This window comes from Brevundimonas sp. LM2, from assembly GCF_002002865.1.
Classification (GTDB): Bacteria; Pseudomonadota; Alphaproteobacteria; order Caulobacterales; family Caulobacteraceae; genus Brevundimonas.
The window spans coordinates 21,331-37,467 of the sequence record NZ_CP019508.1 but is presented as its reverse complement, the minus strand read 5'-3'; the positions used below and the strand labels follow the sequence as shown (position 1 = coordinate 37,467).

General features: G+C 68.6%; 16 protein-coding genes and 1 pseudogene. 7 read left to right on the top strand and 10 right to left on the bottom strand.

What is annotated here, in order from left to right:
• The first annotated feature begins 26 nt into the window (after positions 1 to 26).
• The gene (locus BZG35_RS00160) at positions 27 to 1,643 is read left to right on the top strand and encodes a methyl-accepting chemotaxis protein (protein WP_256364125.1); all 1,617 of its coding nucleotides are present in this window, start codon (positions 27 to 29) and stop codon (positions 1,641 to 1,643) included.
• Between the two features lie 4 nt (positions 1,644 to 1,647).
• Here BZG35_RS00160 and BZG35_RS00155 read toward each other — a convergent pair whose 3' ends face one another.
• Genes BZG35_RS00155 through BZG35_RS18290 form a run of 3 tightly spaced genes read right to left on the bottom strand, consistent with a single transcriptional unit; the run spans position 1,648 to position 2,173 of the window.
• The gene (locus BZG35_RS00155) at positions 1,648 to 1,833 is read right to left on the bottom strand and encodes a hypothetical protein (protein ID WP_077353748.1); all 186 of its coding nucleotides are present in this window, start codon (positions 1,831 to 1,833) and stop codon (positions 1,648 to 1,650) included.
• A complete protein-coding gene (locus BZG35_RS00150; RefSeq protein WP_077353747.1) occupies positions 1,830 to 2,042 on the bottom strand; it encodes a hypothetical protein in 213 nt (70 codons plus the stop codon). The genes BZG35_RS00155 and BZG35_RS00150 overlap by 4 nt, the downstream gene beginning before the upstream one ends.
• Positions 2,039 to 2,173 carry a hypothetical protein gene (locus tag BZG35_RS18290; protein ID WP_256364124.1) on the bottom strand — a complete coding sequence of 45 codons (135 nt, stop codon included), beginning with the start codon at positions 2,171 to 2,173 and terminating at the stop codon, positions 2,039 to 2,041. The genes BZG35_RS00150 and BZG35_RS18290 overlap by 4 nt, the downstream gene beginning before the upstream one ends.
• Before the next feature lie 179 nt (positions 2,174 to 2,352).
• Between BZG35_RS18290 and BZG35_RS00145 the strand changes: the two genes are divergently transcribed.
• Complete coding sequence (locus tag BZG35_RS00145) at positions 2,353 to 3,246, top strand: hypothetical protein (protein WP_077353746.1); 894 nt, start codon at positions 2,353 to 2,355, stop codon at positions 3,244 to 3,246.
• A 7-nt stretch (positions 3,247 to 3,253) separates the two neighbouring features.
• Here BZG35_RS00145 and BZG35_RS00140 read toward each other — a convergent pair whose 3' ends face one another.
• From BZG35_RS00140 to secA, 4 genes are read right to left on the bottom strand one after another with little or no spacing between them, the layout of a single operon-like run.
• Positions 3,254 to 4,420, bottom strand: a complete 1,167-nt coding sequence (locus tag BZG35_RS00140; RefSeq protein ID WP_077353745.1) for an aminotransferase class V-fold PLP-dependent enzyme — start codon at positions 4,418 to 4,420, stop codon at positions 3,254 to 3,256.
• Entirely contained in the window at positions 4,420 to 4,713 is a 294-nt protein-coding gene (locus BZG35_RS00135; RefSeq protein WP_077353744.1) for a type II toxin-antitoxin system RelE/ParE family toxin, read from the bottom strand. The genes BZG35_RS00140 and BZG35_RS00135 overlap by 1 nt, the downstream gene beginning before the upstream one ends.
• Positions 4,710 to 4,982: a type II toxin-antitoxin system ParD family antitoxin gene (locus BZG35_RS00130; protein WP_077357670.1), complete on the bottom strand. Its 273-nt coding sequence runs from the start codon at positions 4,980 to 4,982 to the stop codon at positions 4,710 to 4,712. The genes BZG35_RS00135 and BZG35_RS00130 overlap by 4 nt, the downstream gene beginning before the upstream one ends.
• A gap of 55 nt (positions 4,983 to 5,037) precedes the next feature.
• Positions 5,038 to 7,893, bottom strand: a complete 2,856-nt coding sequence (secA, locus tag BZG35_RS00125) for a preprotein translocase subunit SecA (protein ID WP_077353743.1) — start codon at positions 7,891 to 7,893, stop codon at positions 5,038 to 5,040.
• A 241-nt stretch (positions 7,894 to 8,134) separates the two neighbouring features.
• Between secA and BZG35_RS00120 the strand changes: the two genes are divergently transcribed.
• The 3 genes from BZG35_RS00120 (at position 8,135) to BZG35_RS00110 (ending at position 10,951) form a co-directional block, all read left to right on the top strand.
• On the top strand, positions 8,135 to 9,091 hold the full coding sequence (locus BZG35_RS00120; protein ID WP_077353742.1) for a peptidylprolyl isomerase: 957 nt from the start codon (positions 8,135 to 8,137) through the stop codon (positions 9,089 to 9,091).
• Positions 9,088 to 10,497 (top strand): bifunctional glutamate N-acetyltransferase/amino-acid acetyltransferase ArgJ, encoded by a 1,410-nt coding sequence (argJ, locus tag BZG35_RS00115; protein WP_077353741.1) that lies wholly within the window; start codon positions 9,088 to 9,090, stop codon positions 10,495 to 10,497. Before BZG35_RS00120 ends, argJ begins: the two co-directional genes overlap by 4 nt.
• 190 nt (positions 10,498 to 10,687) lie before the next feature.
• Positions 10,688 to 10,951 carry a hypothetical protein gene (locus BZG35_RS00110; protein ID WP_077353740.1) on the top strand — a complete coding sequence of 88 codons (264 nt, stop codon included), beginning with the start codon at positions 10,688 to 10,690 and terminating at the stop codon, positions 10,949 to 10,951.
• 422 nt (positions 10,952 to 11,373) lie between these two features.
• On the opposite strand, the pseudogene rlmN reads toward BZG35_RS00110, so the two are convergent.
• The 3 genes and pseudogenes from rlmN to hslV form a co-directional block, all read right to left on the bottom strand.
• Positions 11,374 to 12,568, bottom strand: a pseudogene (gene rlmN / locus BZG35_RS00100) (23S rRNA (adenine(2503)-C(2))-methyltransferase RlmN); the annotation flags it as partial.
• A gap of 261 nt (positions 12,569 to 12,829) precedes the next feature.
• Positions 12,830 to 14,131 carry an ATP-dependent protease ATPase subunit HslU gene (gene hslU / locus BZG35_RS00095; RefSeq protein WP_077353737.1) on the bottom strand — a complete coding sequence of 434 codons (1,302 nt, stop codon included), beginning with the start codon at positions 14,129 to 14,131 and terminating at the stop codon, positions 12,830 to 12,832.
• A gap of 135 nt (positions 14,132 to 14,266) precedes the next feature.
• A complete protein-coding gene (gene hslV, locus BZG35_RS00090; RefSeq protein WP_077357668.1) occupies positions 14,267 to 14,824 on the bottom strand; it encodes an ATP-dependent protease subunit HslV in 558 nt (185 codons plus the stop codon).
• Here hslV and BZG35_RS00085 point away from each other — a divergent pair.
• A complete protein-coding gene (locus BZG35_RS00085) occupies positions 14,823 to 15,353 on the top strand; it encodes a BLUF domain-containing protein (RefSeq protein WP_171981841.1) in 531 nt (176 codons plus the stop codon). The genes hslV and BZG35_RS00085 overlap by 2 nt on opposite strands.
• Positions 15,354 to 15,384: 31 nt before the next feature.
• Positions 15,385 to 16,125 (top strand): HesA/MoeB/ThiF family protein, encoded by a 741-nt coding sequence (locus BZG35_RS00080; protein ID WP_077353736.1) that lies wholly within the window; start codon positions 15,385 to 15,387, stop codon positions 16,123 to 16,125.
• The last annotated feature ends 12 nt before the right edge of the window (positions 16,126 to 16,137 follow it).

Below are 16,137 nucleotides of genomic sequence, written 5' to 3'. Positions count from 1 at the left end.
CAGCTCGTGCTGGGGGAGAGTTTGCGGTGGCTGACGAACTGGGTCTGAAGGAACGGCTGGACTTCATGCAGCTGGATGGGGGTGCCCGGGCCCGCATCCAGGCGATGAAGCCGATGATCATGGAGGCCATGCCGGCGGCGCTCGACACCTTCTATGACCGGGTACGGGCCACGCCGGCGACGAAGGCCTTCTTCTCCGACGACAAACATATCGGCAAGGCCCACACCAAGCAGCTGGCGCACTGGGGGGTGATCGCCGACGGCGAGTACGACGGCACCTACGCCAAGGCCGTCAACACCATCGGCGAGGTCCACGCCCGCATCGGGCTGGAGCCCCGCTGGTACATCGGCGGCTATGCCGTGGTGCTGGAACAGATGGTCGGCAAGGTGCTGGAACAGCGCTGGCCTCGCCACGCCCTGGCCCGCAAGGGCATCAACGCCGGCTCCACGGCGGCCGAGCTCAGCGTGCTGATCAAGGCCAGCCTGCTGGACATGGATCTGGCCATCTCGGTCTATCTGGAGGCGCTGGACGCACGCCGGGTCGCGGCCGAAACCGCCCGGCAGGTGGCGGAGTCCGAACAGACCCTGGCCCGGGAAGCGGCCGAGGCCGAACGGCACCAGGCGGAAAGCGAGCAGACGGTGGTGTTCGAGGCCCTGGCCTCCGGGCTTCAGCGCGTCGCCGCCGGGGACCTGACGGTCCGGATCGACGTCGCGGTCGAGCCGCGCTTCCAGTCGATCAAGGACGATTTCAACGCCGCCATCGCCGCCCTGGGCGAGACCATGAGCTCGGTTCGCGGGTCCGCCGGCGGGGTGCTGAACGGGTCCGAGGAGATCGCCTCGGCGTCCGACGACCTGGCCCGGCGATCGGAGCAGCAAGCGGCCTCGCTGGAGCAGACCTCTGCGGCCCTGGAGGAGATCACCGAGACCGTCCGGCGCACGGCCGACGGGTCCCAGAAGGCCGCCCAGGCGGTGGCCTCGGCGCGGGACGACGCGGCGCGCTCGGGCGAGGTGGTGCAGCGGGCCATCGGGGCCATGGGGGCCATCGAGACCTCGTCCAGCGAGATCGGCCAGATCATCGGGGTGATCGAGGAGATCGCCTTCCAGACCAATCTGTTGGCCTTGAACGCCGGGGTCGAGGCGGCTCGGGCGGGCGACGCCGGACGCGGCTTCGCCGTGGTCGCCTCCGAGGTGCGGGCCCTGGCCCAGCGCTCGGCGGATGCGGCCAAACAGATCAAGGGCCTGATCACCACCTCCGGCAAACAGGTCGGACAGGGCGTCGCCCTGGTCGGGGAGACGGGGGAGAGTCTGACCCGGATCGTCGATCAGGTCGCCGTGATCAATCGTCTGGTGATGGAAATCAGCACCTCGGCCCAGGAACAGGCCAGCAGCCTGGGCGAGGTCAATACCGCCGTGGGGCAGATGGACCAGATGCTGCAGCAGAACGCCGCCATGGTCGAACAGACCACCGCCGCCTCCCACTCCCTGAAGGCGGAGGCGGGACGGATGAATGCCCTCGTGCAGCGCTTCACCCTGAGCGGGTCGCCGCGCGAGGCGGACCGGCCGGCCGCCGCCCTCCGCCCGACCCGCGCCCTGGCCGTGGTCGGCAATACAGCGCTGCAGGTCGAGGCGTGGGAATCGTTCTGATGGGTCAGACGTCGCGCAGGACGACGACGTATCCGGGATGGCCGTCGGCCTCGTCGCGGGCGTAGCGCAGGGCGGCGCGGCGGTCGGTGAAGGCCCCGGACAGCAGGCCGTCGGTCGAGGACAGCCGCCACAAGGGACCGTCGCAGCGGACCTCGATGACCGGCGGGGGCAGGTCGGGGGCCGGGATCATGTTTTCCCCCCCGGCGCCCGATGCCTCAGGCCGTCGGCCTCGGCCTGAAGCGCGCGGGCCAGGGCCTGGGCGCGGGCCTTGTCGGCCAGGGGGCGCGTGGCGCAGCCGTTCAGCACGACGGACCATCCGCCGCCGCGCCGCCGGACGGCATAGCGCAGGGGCCGGACCGCGGGCGGGCGGTCGGGCGCGGAGGCATAGCCCTGCATCATCGGACCGGCCCCCTGCGCGCCGGCGCGCCGAAGGCGGCACCGAGCAGGGCCAGACTCATCGACCAGACGCCCGGCGCCGTCGCGCCGGCGGGCTTTCTCAGACTTTCGACCACAAGGGCGTTGCGGTTCATCACGATCTCCTTCGATCCGAAGGCGACCAGACACCCGAGGCCCGTAACCGCGCCATATCGAAGGGAGGCAACGGGATAAGGCCGGCGTAAGGCGAGGGGAAAGCAACGTGTTCGAGGCGACGCAATTCAGTGTTAAGCGTTAGGGTGACCGATATGCTGAAGCTGGAGCGCCTCCCCGCATGCGTCGTTTCCTGATCTGGTCGGCCCTCGCGGTCGTCATCGGCCTCGGCCTCGCGGGCGCGGGCTATTGGGCCTACTGGAACTTCTACGCCCGGTTCCAGCCGGTGACGGTGACCCGCAACCAGGCCGAGATTCAGCGGCTGCTGGACGAGGCGTCCTGGGTGTCTGAAGGCGGCGGGGGCCAGCCGCTCTACATCGTCGGCTATCGCGACAGCGCGACCAGCCAGCGGTATGAGCGCGAGGAGACCGAGAAGCTGCGCGCCGGGGGCGTGGAAGTCCGGGTGATCGTCTTCGCCCGGGCCGACCGCGAGGGGCAGACCCTGTCCAGCGCCGCCGAGCGCGCCACGGTGGCCGAGCTGTGGCTGAACCGGGACTGGGTCCTGTATCAGCGCTGGACCGCGACCCCGGCGGCCAGCTGGACGGCGGCGGGCATTCCCCCCTCCGACGGCAATCTGGCCCGCTCCGCCGTGGTCGAGGCCAGCCGGACCTTCGTGACCAAGATCAACGACCTGCTGCGCGATGCCGGCGTGCCGACCGGTTATCCGCTGGTGATCTGGCGCGACCGCGACGGGTTCATGAAGGCCTGCGCCTGCACCGATGCCCGGTCCTGGCCCTTCATCCGCGACGATTTCGATGCGCCGGATCGGGTCGCGCCGGGCGAACCGAGCGATCCGGGCATGGCGGTGCCGTCGGACGCGCCGCCGCAGGCGCCCGGCGCGCCGGACAGTCTGCCGTATCCGACCCTGCCGGGCATTCCGCCGGCGAACGGTCAGCCGGGGCAGCCCGGCGCGGCGCCTCAGACGCCCACGCCCACGCCGCGAACGACGTCCACCCCGCCCGGCCAGACCGCCACGCCCCAGCCGACCCAGCAGGACGAAAGCACCTTCTACTGAGGCCAGCCTAGAAGCGGCGTCCGCAGGTCTCGACCAGGCGCTCGACGTCGGCGTCGTCCTGATACAGGCCGAAGCCGAAGCGGATCACGTCATCGCGGACGTCCGTGACGACGTTGGCCTCCAGCAACCGCGCGCGCCAGGCCTGGGCGTCCTTGTGCTTCAGGGCCAGGAAGCGGGCGCGGGGACGGCCGTCGCCGGCGTCGGCGTTCAGCACCGTCGCCTCGCCCAGCCGGCCGCAGTCGCCCGCCGCCAGCGCCTCGGCGAAGCGGGCCGACAGGGCGTCCGCATGGGCCGAGATGTCGGCGGTGGACAGGCCCTGCTCGTCCAGCATCCGCCGCACCGCGTTAAACCGGTACAGGGGCGTGGAATCGAAGGTGGCCCCCCAGAACCGGCCGGCGTCGGCGCGGTACTGGACCCCCTCGGGCGGACCCATCAGATTGCCGAATTCGGCGAACCAGCCGGTCACGACGGGCCGCTCGCAGAAGCCGTCGGGCGCATGCAGGAAGCCCGCGCCCTCGCCGGTCATGGCGTATTTGTATCCCCCGGAGACGTAGAAGACCCGGTCCGCCACGGCCGACAGGTCGGTCGGGGTGGCCATGAAGCCGTGATAGCCGTCGACGATCACCCAGGGGCCCTCCGGCTTCGCCAGCGCCGCCAGGGCGTCCAGGCAGCCGATGGCCTGGCCGGTCTTGAAGAAGACCTGGCTGACGACGATCACATCGTGACCCCCGGCCTCGGCGGCGGCGGTGAAGCGAGCATCGAACGTGTCGAACGGCTCCAGCGGCACGCGGCTGACCACTGCCTCGCCGCTCTCCTCCCAGCGCTCGGCCTGGCGGCGGAAGGCGTGGAACTCGCCGTCAGTGGTCAGGATGCGGACGGGCCGGGTCTCCCAGCCCGAGAAGACGCGGATCAGGAAGTCGTGGGTGTTGGGGGCGAAGACGACGGTCTCCGGATCCGGCAGGTTCAGCTCGCGCGCGACATGCTTCTGGGCCTCGGGGACGACGTCGCCGAAGACCAGGTCCCATTTGCGATCGGCGAAATGGTTGGCCTCGACCCAGGCCCGCACCTGACCGTCGAAGGAGGCGTCGGGCCACAGGTGATGGCTGTGCGCCGCGAAATGCAGCCGCTCGGGGTCGAGGGCGAGGGCGCGGGAGAAGAGGGGTTTGTAAGACATCAGGACTCGTCGGCTACGGGATGACCGCTCATGGCGGCGTGCATGATCCGCTCGATCCGGACCTCGTCATCACGAACCGAATAGTAGATGCAATAGTTGCCGTGGACGATGCGACGAACCGGAACCGTCAGCTCCCCTCGCACGGCATAGAGCCGGGGGTCGGTCGCGGCCTTTGCCGCTCTTGTCCTCAGTTCCCGTACGAAGCTGAGCGCCTTCCTCGGATTGTCACCGGCGATAAACTCACCGATGGCAGCGAGATCGATCTCGCTCCTCCGTGAAAAGCGAGCCTTCATTCGTCGCGGATCATAGAGGCGTAACGCGCCTCGAGCTCATCGAAGACGTCATCCGCCGGACGGCCTGGGCCGCTGTCGATGCCTTCCTGCAGCATTTCGCGCAGATGGGCCTCGTCACGGGCGCGGGGCAGCCGGCTGAACGACCATGCGTCCAAAGCAGCGCGTACCACCTCGTCGGATGAAGCGTAGTCACCCTTCGCAACGGCTCGGTCGATGATCCGAGCCATGGGCTCGGACAGCTCGACCTGCAGCGTCTCGTGCTTACCCATCATGGCCTCCTGCCTCAGGATCGACGATCAGCCGGTCCCGTGCAAGAGCTTCGCCCTAGACCAGCGCCCCGTGGCAGTGTTTGAACTTGCGGCCCGAGCCGCAGGGGCAGTCGGCGTTGCGAGGCGTGCGCTCCCAGCCGGTGGACAGCAGCTCGACCGGCAGGCGGGATCGGTCGTCGCCGGTGACCTGACCCTCGGGGTTCTGGGACCGGGGATCGGCCATCTCGTTGACGCCGGTGCCGGGGTTCAGGTGGATCTCCTGGAACTCGGGCATCTCCATCGCCGGGGGCTGTTCGAAGCGGAATTCCACCGTCATCAGCCAGCGGGTCACATTATGCCGCAGCTCATGCAGCAGGGTCTCGAACAGGCTGAAGGCCTCGGTCTTGTACTCGTTCAGCGGATCGCGCTGGCCGTAGCCTCTCAGGCCGATGACGCCGCGCAGGTGGTCCAGATGCACCAGGTGCTCGCGCCACTGCATGTCGATCATCTGCATCAGGAACTGTTTTTCGAGACCGCGGGTCTGGTCGGCCCCCAGCTGTTCCAAGCGTTCGGCGGCGCGGGCGTCGGCGGCGTCCTGCAGGCGCTGCTCGACCTCTTCGTTCGAGACGCCCTCCTCGGCGGCCCATTCGCGCAGCGGCAGGTCGAGGCCGAGCGTCGACTTCACCTTCTCGTCCAGCCCCTCGATGTCCCACTGCTCGGCATAGGCCTTGGGCGGCATGAAGCGGTCGACCAGGTCCGTGACCACGTCGCGGCGGAACTCGCCGACCAGCTCGGACAGGTCGTCGGAGTCCATGAACTCCTGGCGCTGCTCGAACACGGCCTTGCGCTGGTCGTTCACGACGTCGTCGTACTTCAGCAGGTTCTTGCGGATATCGTAGTTGCGCGTCTCGACCCGTTTCTGGGCGGTCTCGACGGCGCGGTTCAGCCAGGGGTGGGAGATGGCCTCGCCTTCGGCCACGCCGAAGTTGCGCATGATCGCGTCCAGCCGGTCGCCGGCGAAGATGCGCAGCAGGTCGTCCTCGCAGCACAGGAAGAATTTCGACGTGCCGGGGTCGCCCTGGCGGCCGGTCCGGCCGCGCAGCTGGTTGTCGATGCGCCGGCTTTCGTGGCGCTCGGTGCCGAGGACGAACAGGCCGCCGGCGTCCAGGGCGATCTTCTTCTGGACCGCGATGTCGGCCTTCAGCCGGGCCTCTTCGGCGGCCAGCATCTCGGGCGTGACCTCGACGGCCAGGTTGCGCTGGTCGAGCCTGTATTTCTCGAGACGCATCTCGAGGTTGCCGCCCAGCTGGATGTCGGTGCCGCGGCCGGCCATGTTGGTGGCGATGGTGACCGCGCCGGGCAGGCCGGCGTCGGCGACGATGAAGGCCTCCTGCTCGTGCTGGCGCGCGTTCAGGACGGCGTGGGGAATGCCCTTGAACTTGGTTTCCCAGACGATGTCGTAGGCGGCGTCGCCGACCTTGGCGGCTTCCTTGTCCTTGCCGACGAACTCCGGCTTCAGCGTGCGCGAGACCTCGACCTTGTGCTCATAGGTGCGCAGGACCTCGGACAGGGTTTCGGACTTCTCGATCGAGACGGTCCCGACCAGGATCGGCTGGCCGCGCTCGCGGCATTCGGCGATCTGGCGGGCGATGGCCTGAACCTTCTCGCCGTAGGTCCGATAGACCTCGTCGTCGTGGTCGATGCGCTGGACCGGGCGGTTGGTCGGCACCTCCAGCACTTCCATCTGGTAGATGTCGCCGAACTCCTGGGCCTCGGTCGCGGCCGTGCCGGTCATGCCCGACAGCTTCTCGTAGAGGCGGAAATAGTTCTGGATGGTGACCGAGGCCAGGGTCTGGTTCTCGGGCTGGATCTTGACGTCTTCCTTGGCCTCGATGGCCTGGTGCAGGCCCTCGGACAGACGACGACCGGTCATCATCCGACCCGTGAACTCGTCGATCAGGACGACCTCTCCGGCCTTGATGATATAGTCCTTGTCCTTCTGATACAGGGTGTTTGCGCGCAGGGCCTGATTGACGTGGTGCACCAGGCTGATGTTGGCGGCGTCGTACAGGCCGGTGGTGTCCTCGGCGAAATGACCGCCCTCTTCCAGCAGCCGCTCGATGGCCTCGGATCCCTCTTCGGTCAGCAGGGACTGGCGCTGCTTTTCGTCGAGGTCGAAGGTGGTGGTGTCCTTGATCAGCTCCTTCACCAGGCCGTCGCAGATCTTGTACAGGTCCGAGCGGTCCTCGGTCGGACCCGAGATGATCAGGGGCGTGCGCGCCTCGTCGATCAGGATGGAGTCGACCTCGTCGACGATGGCGTAGTGGTGCGGGCGCTGCACCATCTCGCGCCGGTCATAGACCAGGTTGTCGCGCAGATAGTCGAAGCCGAACTCGTTGTTGGTGCCGTAGGTGATGTCGGCGGCGTAGGAGGCCTGGCGCTGGCCCGAGGACAGGCCGTTGACGATGACGCCCACTTCCAGACCCAGGAAGCGATAGACCCGGCCCATCCATTCGGCGTCACGGCGGGCCAGGTAGTCGTTGACGGTGATGACGTGGACGCCCTTGCCCGACAGGGCGTTCAGATAGACGGGGGCCACGGCGACCAGGGTCTTGCCCTCGCCGGTGCGCATCTCGGCAATGCCGCCGTCGTGCAGGATCATGCCGCCCGCCAGCTGGACGTCATACTGGCGCTGGCCCAGCACGCGCTTGGAGGCCTCGCGCGACACGGCGAAGGCCTCGTCCATCAGCTTGTCCAGGGTCTCGCCCGCGGCCACCCGGTCCTTGAAGGTCTGGGTCATCATGCGCAGCTCGTCGTCCGACAGGGCGGCGTATTTCGGCTCCAGCGCGTTGATCTTCTGGACCCGGCCCATGAAGTCCTTGACCTTGCGGTCGTTGGAAGAGCCGAAGAATTTCTTGGCAAAGCCGAGCATGGGCGGTCCGGTAACGTCGAGCGATCAATAGCTCTGGAAATGCCCCAGGGATCAAACCCTGCGGGCGTCGACGAACGCCGCGAGAGAGGCTGCCGGGCGAGGCGGCTCAAGCGGCCGCGCATACGATCGAAAACCCCTCGACTTGGGCGCAGGCGGGACTTAAGCACCGGCCATACCCCTGTCAACGCGAGGGGCTTTTCAGCCCGGCGTTTGGACCCCTTCAGTCTGGACGGAGCGTCCGATGCGACATTCACGCAACCCCTATGTCCTGCTGGCCTTCATGGCCGTGCTGGGGCTGGCCGCCTGCGGGCGCGGCGGGGGCAGCGACCAGCCGCCGGAACCGGGCGACCGGGCCGTGGCCAAGGTCCAGGACCAGACCATCTGGGCTTCCGACGTCAAGCGCGAAGCCGTGGCCCAAGGCCTGGTGGGCGAGGGCGAACCCCTGGACATCACCTCCAACCTGTTCCGCCGCGTGCTGGACGAGGTGGTCGACCAGAAACTGCTGGCGCGCGAGGCCGAGCGGCGCGGGCTCGACAACTCCGCCCTGGCCCAGCGGCGGCTGGAGGCGACCCGCGAGCGGATCCTGGGCGACATGCTGGTCGAGAACGTCGTCAACGGCGCGATCTCGGACCAGGCGGTGCAGACCCTGTATCAGGAGCAGCTGCGCCTGGCCCGGACGTCGGAGGAGATCCGCGTCCGCCTGATCCTGTCGCGCACCAAGCCCGAGGCCGACGCCGTGCTGGGCATCCTGGGCCAGGGCGCCAGTTTCGAGGCGGTGGCGCAGGAGCGGTCGATCGACGAGGCGACGCGGTTCTCGGGCGGCGATCTCGGCTATTCGACCGCCGACGTCATGCCCCAGGCCTATGCCAGCGCCCTGCGCGAGGCCCCGGCCGGCTCGACCGTCGGCCCGTTCCAGACCGAGGGCGGCTGGGCCGTGCTGAGGGTCGAGGACCGGCGACGCGAAAGCCCGCCGACGCTTGACCAGGCGCGGCCGCAGATCGTCCGCTATCTGACCTATGAGGGGGTACGACAGCTGCTGGAGGAGTTGCGCGGCAAGGCCAAGGTCGATGTGCTGCTGGCCGCCGAGGGCAATACGCCCCAGGAGCCCGCCTCGGCCCCTCGTGCCGCCGCGCCGGCCCCGGCGCCCGCCCCGGTGCCCGCCGCTTCCACCCCCGCGCCCAAGACGGTGGCCCCGTGAGCGGCGAACCGAAGAAACCCGTCTCGACCGGCAAGGCGTTCGAACAGGCGTTCGAAAAGGCGCTGGATCCCTTCGCCTCGGCGATCCGCAAGGCGACCCAGCCCCAGCCGGCGGCGACGCCCGCCCCGACGCCCGCCGCGCCCGGCAAGCCCGGTCTGAAGGTCTCGCCCCTGGCCGTGCCCTTCCCGACCATTCCGCCCGTCGGCGGGGTCGAGATCACCACGGCCCGCGCGGGCTTCTACAAGCACGAGCGCGACGACCTGGTGGTGTTCCGCTTCGCCCGGGGCACGACCTGCGCGGGGGTCTTCACCCGCCACAAGATCGGCTCGGCCCCTGTCGACTGGTGCAAGCGCCATCTGGACGGGACCAGCGGCGGCGAGGACGTCCGGGCCCTGGTCGTCAACGCCGGCTGCGCCAATGCCTTCACCGGAAAGGCCGGGGCCGACGCGGCGCGCCGCACGGCGTCCGAGGTGGCCAAGCGGTTCGGCTGTCGCCAGCGCGACGTCATGCTGGCCTCCACCGGGGTGATCGGCGTCCTGCTGGACGACCGCAAGATCGCGGCCAAGCTGGGCGAGGTCGAGACGAAGCTGGACGGAGACACCCCGCCGACCGAGCAATGGGCCGCCGCCGGTCGGGGCATCATGACCACCGACACCTTCCCCAAGGGGGCGTATGCTGAGTGCCGCATCGACGGGGTCAAGGTGCGGATCGCCGGGATCGCCAAGGGCTCGGGCATGATCGCGCCGGACATGGCGACCATGCTGGCCTTCATCGTCACCGACGCCAGTATCCACCCTAACGTGTTGCGGGCCATGCTGGGCCTGCATGTGCGGACGACGTTCAACTCGGTGACCGTCGACGGCGACACCTCGACCAACGACACCTGCCTGTTGTTCGCCACCGGGGCTTCCGGCGCGCCGCGTATCGGCCGTCTGGGCGACCGGCGGCTGAAGGAGTTCTCGGCCGCTCTGGAAAGGGTCATGCTGGACCTGGCGCACCAGCTGGTCCGTGACGGAGAGGGGGCGACCAAGTTCGTGCGCGTGACCGTGGACGGCGCCGCCAGCCCCGCCTCGGCCCGGAAATTGGCCAAGTCGATCGCCGACAGTCCCCTGGTCAAGACCGCCATCGCCGGCGAGGACGCCAACTGGGGCCGGGTCGTCATGGCCGTCGGCAAGACCGAGGAACCCGTCGACCGCGACCACCTGGCCATCCGGTTCGGGCCGAACGTGGCGGCTGTCGAGGGGGCGGTGTCGCCGACCTACGACGAGGCCAAGATGAGCGCCTATATGAAGAACGCCGAGATCGACATCAGCGTGGATGTGGGGTCCGGGCGAGCGTCGGCGACGGTTTGGACGTGCGATCTGACCAAGGGCTACATCGAGATCAACGGGGACTATCGGAGCTAGCCCACCCACACCGTCATCCTCGGGCTTGACCCGAGGATCAGATGTTCAGCCGCGCATGAGATGAAGTCCGGCAACCTTTTTCGGTGCGCCTCTTCATCATCTTGGATGCGGACAATCCGATCCTCGGGTCAAGCCCGAGGATGACGGATTGGGGTATGTGGGTCATACTTCGGCAGAGGAGACGTGATCCATGTCGGCGGCGACGGCTTCATCTACTGAGCTCGCGACCGTTTTCGTCCGCCTTCTGGACGAAGGCACGGACGTCTGGCGGCCGGTGCAGGCCCGTCGGCTGGGCGAGACCACCTACCAGATCGCTGACGCGCCGGTGCCCGAGGACGAGGCGTGGAGCTTCCAGCCCGGCGACATCGTGGTGGTGGAGCAGCGTCCGGATGGGCAGTCGGTGGTTGCAGTCGCTCGCGCGATGGATTTCGACGAGCGATCGTGGGCGTCGTGACGGACGGCGAGCTGAAGGTGTTGCTCTATCCGCGTCCGGCCACGAAACTGCGGCAATGGCCGTTCTGGCTCCTGGCGATTGCCGCTGCGAGTGTTCTTGCCGGTCTTCTGATCGCGCTTGAGTTCGCCGCCTTGGTGCTCGTCGCTAACGTTGTGGAGCGAGCCCCCCTAAGGGGACTCGTGGCGATCTCGATCTATGCAGGCAGCGTTGGTGCTGCGGGGTTCGGCGCAGGCATTATCCTGCTTGGATCACCCCTGTGGCTCTGGCTTCATGGGATCGGCAAGCGCAGTTATTTGACGGCGGCGGTTGCCGGCAGTGCGCTGGCATCTCTTGGCACCGCTGGCTGGACCGTCGTCTTCGGCGGCATGTCGGCCCCGGCTTTGGCCATGATCGGCTGGGTCGTTCTGCCGGGTGCGCTGGCCGGCTTGCTCATCCGATGGATCGCCTACGAACCTGCCATCAAGCTGCCGCCTGCTCGGCCTTCCTGAGCGCGCTGGCCCGGACCTTTTCGCTCTCGGACTTCAGCTGTCCGCAGGCCGCCAGGATGTCCCGCCCCCGCGGCGTCCGGATCGGCGAGGCGTAGCCGGCCTTGTTCAGGATTGCGGCGAACCGCTCGATCGTCTTCCAGTCCGAGCACTCGTAGTCCGTGCCCGGCCAGGGGTTGAAGGGGATCAGGTTGACCTTGGCGGGGATGCCCTCGATCAGCCTGACCAGGGCGCGGGCCTCGTCGGGGCTGTCGTTGATGCCCTTCAGCATCACGTATTCGAAGGTGACGCGCCGCGCGTTGGAGATGCCCGGATAGGCGCGGATGCCGTCCATCAGTTGCTGCAGCGGGTATTTCTTGTTCAGCGGCACCAGGACGTCGCGGAGCGCATCATTGGTGGCGTGCAGGCTGATGGCCAGCATGGCCTGGGTGCGGGTGCCCAGCGGCTCCAGTTGAGGCACCACGCCGCTGGTCGAGACCGTAATACGGCGGCGCGACAGGGCGATGCCCTCGTTGTCCGAGATGATGTCGATGGCGTCCGAGACGTGGTCCAGATTGTAGAGCGGCTCGCCCATGCCCATGAAGACGATGTTGGACAGGCGGCGGTCCTCTTTCGGGGACGGCCATTCGTTCAGATCGTCGCGGGCCACCTGGACCTGGGCCACGATCTCGGCGGCGGTCAGGTTGCGGACCAGGGCCTGGGTGCCGGTGTGGCAGAAGGTGCAGTTCAGGGTGCAGCCGACCTGGCTGGACACGCACAGGGCCCCCGCACGGCCGACGTCGGGGATGTAGACGGTCTCGATCTCGATGCCCGGGGCGGTGCGGATCAGCCATTTGCGCGTGCCGTCGGCCGAGACCTGGCGCTCGACGATCTCGGGCCGGGCCAGGGTGAAGGCGGCGGCCATCCGGGCCTTGGCGTCCTTGGCCATATTGGTCATGGCGTCGAAGTCGGTGACGCCGAAATGGTGGATCCAGCCCCAGACCTGGCTGGCGCGCATCTTCGCCTTCTCGGGCGGGCAGATGTCGGCGTCGATCAGGGCCTGGCGCAGGCCCGCGCGCGTCAGACCGGAGAGGTTGACGGGGGGCTTGATGGGCGACGCGGAGACGCGGGACAGGTCGAGCGTGACGCTCACGGGCGAGGATCCTGAGTGGAGGGTAGGGGGCTCTATAGCACGGATCGGCATCAATTTAAGGCGTCGCAGGCACTGCGCTCTCCCTCCCCCTCGGGGGAGGGAGGTCGGAGCGAAGCGGAGACCGGGTGGGGGCGGCGAGGCGAGGCAACGACAGCCTGTGTCCGGATCGCCTTGCCGCCCCCACCCCGTGGCTGCGCGACGTCGCAGGCCGATCGTATACGATCGGCCAAGCACCCCCGAGGGGGAGGGAGAACGCTCGCCTTATAGAATAAACCGGCTCAGGTCCGCGTTCTTCGCCAGCTCGGCCACCTTGTCGCGCACGGCGTCGCCGTCGAAGGCCACGGTCTGGCCACCCAGGTCGGACGCTCGGAACGAGGTCTCCTCCAGCACCCGCTCGATCACGGTGACCAGACGACGGGCCCCGATGTTCTCGACCGCGCCGTTGGCCGCCACGGCGGCGTCGGCCAGGGCCTCGACCGCGTCGGGGGTGAAGGTCAGGGTCACGTCCTCGGTCGCCAGCAGGGCCTGGTTCTGGCGGATCAGATTGGCCTCGGGCTCGGTCAGGATGCGCACGAAGTCGTCCCGGGTCAGGGCCTTCAGCTCGACCCGGATCGGCAGTCGCCCCTGCAGCTCGGGCAGCAGGTCCGACGGCTTGGCCACGTGGAAGGCCCCGGAGGCGATGAACAGCACGTGGTCGGACTTCACTGGCCCGTATTTGGTCGAGACCGTGGTGCCCTCGATCAGGGGCAGCAGGTCGCGCTGCACACCCTCGCGCGACACGTCCGCGCCGCCCCGATCCTGGCGGCCGGCGACCTTGTCGATCTCGTCGATGAAGACGATGCCCTCGTTCTCGGCCAGCAGCACGGCCTCGCGGGTCAGGCTGTCCTGGTCCAGCAGCCTGTCGCTCTCCTCGGCCAGCAGGGGCTGGAGCGCGTCGCGGACGGTGGTCTTGACCGCCTTGGTCCGCCCACCACCCAGCTTGCCCAGCATGTCCGACAGGTTCAGCAGACCGACGTTGCCGCCGCCCCCGATATCGAGGCCCTGAATGGGGGAGGCCGTATCGGCCAGCTGCAGCTCGATCTCCTTGTCGTCCATCTCGCCGGCGCGCAGCTTCTTGCGGAAGCTGTCGCGGGTGGCGGGCTGGGATCCCGGGCCGACCAGGGCGTCGAGGATCCGCTCCTCGGCCGCGGCCTCGGCCTTGGCGCGCACGCCCGAGCGACGGCTGTCGCGCACCATCACCAGGGCGGCCTCGACCAGGTCGCGCATGATCTGGTCGACGTCGCGGCCGACGTAGCCGACCTCGGTGAATTTGGTCGCCTCGACCTTCAGGAAGGGCGAGCCGGCCAGCCGGGCAAGGCGCCGGGCGATCTCGGTCTTGCCGACGCCGGTGGGCCCGATCATCAGGATGTTCTTGGGCGTCACCTCGTCGCGCAGGTCGTCCGGCACGCGCTTGCGCCGCCAGCGGTTGCGCAGGGCCACGGCGACGGCGCGCTTGGCGTCATCCTGGCCGACGATGAAACGGTCGAGTTCGGAGACGATCTCGCGGGGGGATAGGTCGGTCATGAGGAGGAGATAGGGGGACGGGGGTGGCTTTGGGAGGGGCGAGCGAGGTGGCTGGTGGTTGGTGGCTGGTGACTGGTTGTTGAACGGGGAGGCCGGCGCGGCTCATCTCCACCAGCCACCAGCCACCCCTTCACCCTACCCCAGCCGCTCCACCGTCAGATTGCCGTTCGTGTAGACGCAGATGTCCGCCGCGATCGCCATGGCGCGCCGCGCCACGGCCTCGGCGTCCATGTCGGTGTTGTCGATCAGGGCGCGGGCGGCGGCCAGGGCGTAGTTGCCGCCGGAGCCGACGGCCGCGACGCCGTATTCCGGCTCCAGCACGTCGCCGACGCCGGTGACCGTGAAGATGGCGTCCTTGTCGGCCACCAGCAGCATGGCCTCCAGTCGCCGCAGGTAGCGGTCGGTGCGCCAGTCCTTGGCCAGGTCGACGCAGGCCCGGGCCAGCTGGTCCGGATACTGTTCCAGCTTCGCCTCGAGCCGTTCGATCAGGGTGAAGGCGTCGGCCGTGGCCCCGGCGAAGCCCGCCAGGACCTTGCCGCCGGCCAGGGTGCGAACCTTGCGCGCCGCCCCCTTGACGATGGTGGCCCCCATCGAGACCTGGCCGTCGCCCGCGATGACGGTCCGGCCGTCCTTGCGCACCGCGAGGATCGTCGTGCCGTGCCAATCGGGAAAGTTCGAAGAATTCTGGGTCATGGCTGGCAGATGGCGACGCAAATGCGGCGCGGCAAGCCGGAACTTCGTCAGGCCAAGATGGGCCAGGCCATATTTCAACCCGTATCCTTGGTTATCGGGAACGATTACTGCCGTACAAACGACAACTCTGAGTTACATTTTGCTTTATCGTCTCATCTACAGCAGTGAGTCGGCCGGTCCCGCCAAGACCTCGCTGCTGACCATCGCGCAGATTTTGGGCTCGTCCGAGCGCAACAACCGGCGTGACCGGATCACGGGCAGCATCATGTTTTACGAGGGTGGCTATCTGCAGGTTCTGGAGGGCGCGCGGGTGGACATCGATCGGTTGATGGGCCGGTTGCGACAGGATGCGCGTCACACCCGCATCCGCGTGCTCAGCGACTCACCGGTCGCGAAGCGGCTGTACGATGCGCCGATGGCCGTCTGCGACAATCCGACCCGGGCGATGGAAGTGATCGGCGCGCCGGATCTGGCCTCGGTGACGGCCTATGACGCCGAGCGCCTGATGACGCTGCAACTGGCGGCGTGACGCGGCGTCGTCCAGCTCCTAACGGGGACGGATGGCATTCACTCCCGAGCAAGTCGAGCGGTACGCCCGCCACCTGGTCCTGGCCGAGATCGGCGGACCGGGACAGCAAGCCCTGGCGCGCGCCACCGTCCTGATCGTGGGGGCCGGCGGGGTCGGCGGTCCGGCCGCCCTGTATCTGGCGGCGGCCGGGGTGGGCACCCTGAGGATCATCGACGGCGACACGGTCGCCCTGTCCAACCTGCAGCGCCAGATCCTGTTCGATACCGCCGATGTGGGTCGGCCCAAGGTCGAGGCGGCGGCGGGACGGCTGGCGGCGATCAACCCGCACGTTCGGGTGGAGGCGATCGACGAGCCGCTGACGGCCGCCAATGCCGCCTCGGTCATCGCCGGGGCCGATGTCGTGCTGGACGGGACGGACGACTTCACCGTCCGCCATGCCGTCAACGCCGCCTGCGTCGCGGCAGGCATGCCACTGGTGTCGGGCGCGCTGGGCCGCTGGAGCGGGCAGGTGGGGGTGTTCGAGGGGCGGCCCTGCTACCGCTGCCTGGTGCCGGACATTCCGCCGGACGCCGAGACCTGCGCGCGGGTCGGGGTCGTGGGCGCCCTGGCCGGCGTGGTCGGGGCCATGGCGGCGCTGGAGGCGATCAAGATCATCACCGGGGCCGGCGAGGCCCTGATCGGGCGGCTGCTGCTCTATGACGGCTTGTCCGCCACCAGCCGGACGGTGACGGTGACCGCGGATCCGGAGTGTTCGGTGTGCGCAGAGAGGTGAATGGTGGCTGGT

Excerpts from the sequence above, each read along its gene's own strand:
- BZG35_RS00155 (WP_077353748.1), bottom strand. The coding sequence starts at position 1,833 with ATGATCCCGGCCCCCGACCTGCCCCCGCCGGTCATCGAGGTCCGCTGC.
- BZG35_RS00150 (WP_077353747.1), bottom strand. The coding sequence starts at position 2,042 with ATGATGCAGGGCTATGCCTCCGCGCCCGACCGCCCGCCCGCGGTCCGG.
- BZG35_RS18290 (WP_256364124.1), bottom strand. The coding sequence starts at position 2,173 with ATGAACCGCAACGCCCTTGTGGTCGAAAGTCTGAGAAAGCCCGCCGGC.
- BZG35_RS00145 (WP_077353746.1), top strand. The coding sequence starts at position 2,353 with ATGCGTCGTTTCCTGATCTGGTCGGCCCTCGCGGTCGTCATCGGCCTC.
- BZG35_RS00140 (WP_077353745.1), bottom strand. The coding sequence starts at position 4,420 with ATGTCTTACAAACCCCTCTTCTCCCGCGCCCTCGCCCTCGACCCCGAG.
- BZG35_RS00135 (WP_077353744.1), bottom strand. The coding sequence starts at position 4,713 with ATGAAGGCTCGCTTTTCACGGAGGAGCGAGATCGATCTCGCTGCCATC.
- BZG35_RS00130 (WP_077357670.1), bottom strand. The coding sequence starts at position 4,982 with ATGGGTAAGCACGAGACGCTGCAGGTCGAGCTGTCCGAGCCCATGGCT.
- secA (WP_077353743.1), bottom strand. The coding sequence starts at position 7,893 with ATGCTCGGCTTTGCCAAGAAATTCTTCGGCTCTTCCAACGACCGCAAG.
- BZG35_RS00120 (WP_077353742.1), top strand. The coding sequence starts at position 8,135 with ATGCGACATTCACGCAACCCCTATGTCCTGCTGGCCTTCATGGCCGTG.
- BZG35_RS00110 (WP_077353740.1), top strand. The coding sequence starts at position 10,688 with ATGTCGGCGGCGACGGCTTCATCTACTGAGCTCGCGACCGTTTTCGTC.
- hslU (WP_077353737.1), bottom strand. The coding sequence starts at position 14,131 with ATGACCGACCTATCCCCCCGCGAGATCGTCTCCGAACTCGACCGTTTC.
- BZG35_RS00085 (WP_171981841.1), top strand. The coding sequence starts at position 14,823 with ATGGCTGGCAGATGGCGACGCAAATGCGGCGCGGCAAGCCGGAACTTC.
- hslV (WP_077357668.1), bottom strand. The coding sequence starts at position 14,824 with ATGACCCAGAATTCTTCGAACTTTCCCGATTGGCACGGCACGACGATC.
- BZG35_RS00080 (WP_077353736.1), top strand. The coding sequence starts at position 15,385 with ATGGCATTCACTCCCGAGCAAGTCGAGCGGTACGCCCGCCACCTGGTC.